The 3062-nt window shown below is 59.0% G+C and carries 2 protein-coding genes and 1 pseudogene; 1 reads left to right on the top strand and 2 read right to left on the bottom strand.

What is annotated here, in order from left to right; all coding sequences use genetic code 11:
- The first annotated feature begins 103 nt into the window (after positions 1-103).
- Positions 104-247 carry a hypothetical protein gene (locus ACGF49_RS24270; RefSeq protein WP_387493229.1) on the top strand — a complete coding sequence of 48 codons (144 nt, stop codon included), beginning with the start codon at positions 104-106 and terminating at the stop codon, positions 245-247.
- Positions 248-927: 680 nt separating this feature from the next.
- Here ACGF49_RS24270 and xerC read toward each other — a convergent pair.
- Both xerC and ACGF49_RS24260 read right to left on the bottom strand, forming a co-directional pair.
- On the bottom strand, positions 928-1953 hold the full coding sequence (gene xerC, locus ACGF49_RS24265) for a site-specific tyrosine recombinase XerC (protein WP_387493226.1): 1026 nt from the start codon (positions 1951-1953) through the stop codon (positions 928-930).
- A 223-nt stretch (positions 1954-2176) separates the two neighbouring features.
- A pseudogene (locus tag ACGF49_RS24260) lies at positions 2177-3062 on the bottom strand (DNA primase); the annotation flags it as partial.

The raw sequence follows: 3062 nt of genomic DNA, 5'->3' as shown, positions 1-3062 counted from the left end.
GGATCTTAGGGACTATCCCGACGCCATCATACAGTTTAGCGGACTTTTCCCCTTGATTTAGCCGCCTTTTTCTCCGCCGCTTTTTCCCGCCCTGTTAAAGAACATGCCAACTCGCCCCGACGAGCACTTTCCCGATGTTAGCGCATTTTTCCCCCGACGTCAGCGCCGGGTTTCGGCCCGCTTTGCCTGCCGGAACCGGGTTTTATTGGGAACCCGTGGCGGCGGTGCAGCTTGTCTGCGCCGCTGACGCGGGTTGGCCGGGCGCGGGCTGGCGAAGCCCGCTTATCGACAGGTTTCAGCGGGGAGCCCCCGCCCGCGGGGGCGGACGGGGCGGAGATGGCGAGTACGGAGACGAGCAAGGCGTCTGCGACTGCGAGCCGGGCGCAGCCAGTGCAGCGGGGTTGGGGTGGGGGCAATAAATTGCGGCCAGCTCGCTGGCCTGCCTTCAGGGTTGTTGACCTTGACGGTCTGACCGGCAGCGGCTTAAGGCGGATGTTGACACCGGAGCCGCCACGGACGGCGGCGACTGCGGCGGCCGGTTTTAGCACTGCGGCTGACAGCAGCGGGCGCAGCCCGGTGCGCCACGGGGACTAAGAGGCCCCACCCGGCGGCCAGCCGCGCACCGGGGCTGAGGTGACCGCGCAGCGCCCTTGGGTGGGCGGCGCCGACATAATGTGCCGTTGCGCGTTGGCGGGCTGTCCAGGCCCGCTTTCGCGTAATGCCACATTATGTTCATTGGGGGCTGACCGGCAACGGTGCTGACAGAGGACGCGACGGCTTAATGCCGGGCGGCCACCATTTACCGCCGGCACGCCGAAGGTCGGCAGGCAGTCTGTGCGCAGGGACGCGCTCAGTCTGCCTTTCACTGCACTCCACACGCTCACAGGGAAGCGGCTAACATTAAGATTGTCCGACAACACAGCGCGTTCAGATCGGCTTCGGGCTGTCCAGCTTGTCACTATTCGCCTGTTTGTCGTCTGGCAGCGTTGTCTGCTTTTTCTTCGGTTTCCGCTCTGCCGGGTGGGTTTGTTGATGAACTTCTTTAAGGTGTCCGATGGCAACCCGCGTGTAAATTTGCGTGGTCTCCAGCTTTTTATGCCCCAGTATCGCCTGGATGTGCCGCGTGTCCGCGCCGTTTTCCAGCATCTGCGTCGCCATTGAGTGCCGGAACACGTGGCAGGACCCCGGTTTGTCGAGTTTTGCCTGCTCCCGGATGGTTCGCCCTGCGATTTGCGTTAAGGTGTTGCGTGCCAGCGGTTTGCCTCTGACGGTGATAAACACATGCCCGCTGTCATGCCGATAAGACAGTTGCGGGCGCACGCTGGCCAGATACCGCTCCAGCCACGCCAGCGCCCGTTCCCCTATCGGCACTACCCGGTCATGTCCGTTTTTTCCCTGTCGCACCACCACCACCCCGCGATGGCGGTCTATGTCGCCGAGTCTCAGATTAATCAGTTCTGTGCGCCGGATACCGGTATTCCAGAATACTTCCAGCATGGCGCGGTTACGCAGGCCGAGGGGCGTCTGCGTGTCGAGGCTGGTCAGCACATGTTCAGTCTCCGCGTCACTCAGTACCTGCGCGGGCAGCCGCTGCTCCTCTTTCGGCAGTATCAGCATTTCTGTCGGGTTATACAGGATATGGTGGCGCTGCAATAACCAGCGGAACCACCCCCGTAAGGCGCGGAGCCGTTGTAACTGGCTGTTATTGCCGTAATGCTGTCCGTCTGCCTTGCGGTAACGGCGCAGATAACGCTGCCAGCTCTCCAGCAACGGTAGGGAGACCTGCGGCGCATGGTAGACTGCCCGCATCTCGCACCAGTCGACGAACGGCGTTAACCATTCCCGATAGGTTTCCGGCGTTCGGGTGCTGTGCCCGCTGGTGGTCTGGATTTCCAGATACGCCTCAAGCTGCTGGCGTAAGGTCGCAAGGGTAAAAACAGGTTGTGTTTCCATTGTCTGCCTCTTAATGGGGGTTCTGTCGGTATGCTACGGTTTTTTTATCCTGTCCTGCCGGAACAGTAATTTTTTGCTTAACCCGCCCGCTTTGCTGTGAAGCCTTGTTGCATCTGACTTTGCGCTGATATTTTTAACCCGACCTCTTGCCGACCTGATACCGACCAGCAGGCGACCTCTTAACCTCTTACCCCGACCGGGCGATTTCATACTGCGCCATTCAGGGCGCTATCAGCCCGCTCAGGTGCGCGGCGTCGCTGTCTTCCCCGTCGAACAGCAGTTCGTAGATGAACGTCAGCCCGCGCCGGTGCAACAGCAGGTACTCCATTTCAACCAGCCGTGAGAGATGGATTTTCAGCTGGGTATCGCCCCACTGCACCGCATCACGCAACATTTTGCGGGTAAACAACATTTCATGACGCGGCTGCCTGCTTTCCCTGACCCAGTTTTGTATCAGCAGCAACAGCCTGCGCGTCTGCGGCGGCATCTCATCCAGTGTGCGGCCTAATATCTCGTGGGCCAGCCGGTTCGCCAGGCGGATATCTTCTTTGGCGACTTCGATATATTCAAGCCGTTTGCCCCGGTGTTCCGCGGTCTTCACCTCGCGCTGGTGCTGATGCAGCAGGGCGATACTTTGTATCAGGGTGAGATATTTCATGTGGTCGCGGCGGGTACGGGTTTTATCGCTCATGAACGTTAACTGTGAAGCATAAGGGTTAACCACATTGAGCGGGCGCAACAGCCGCTGGGCGTTTTGATGTAGTTCGGTGATATAGGTCTTCTCATTTTCCGCCAGTAAACCTTCAAGGGTCTGCTTATGACGTTGCAAGGCATGGATAGCTTCGGTCTGTTCCCGCGATTCGTTCACGGTCAGGACTAAACAACGGTTTAACAGCTCTTCATCGACATCAATCGCGGTGGTGGTGAACATCAGCATCACCGGTCCTTTCACTGTGTACTGTTTGGTGACCAGATTACCGCTGGCATCGTCTTTACCAGTGCTGGCAATGGTCAGTTCGCCGTCGCTTTGCAACAGCTTAAGCGCATAGGCGGCCTGCCGCACCCCTTCCTCTTCGGCAATGGCTAAGATTTTATGCTGGAGATTGGTT

Origin of the sequence: Photorhabdus sp. RM96S (genome assembly GCF_042879335.1) — a bacterium.
Taxonomy (GTDB): Bacteria; Pseudomonadota; Gammaproteobacteria; order Enterobacterales; family Enterobacteriaceae; genus Photorhabdus; species Photorhabdus kayaii.
This window is presented reverse-complemented; position numbering and strand designations above follow the sequence as displayed.

Coding starts and splice junctions, on each gene's coding strand:
- xerC (WP_387493226.1), bottom strand. CDS start 1,953: ATGGAAACACAACCTGTTTTTACCCTTGCGACCTTACGCCAGCAGCTT.
- ACGF49_RS24270 (WP_387493229.1), top strand. CDS start 104: ATGCCAACTCGCCCCGACGAGCACTTTCCCGATGTTAGCGCATTTTTC.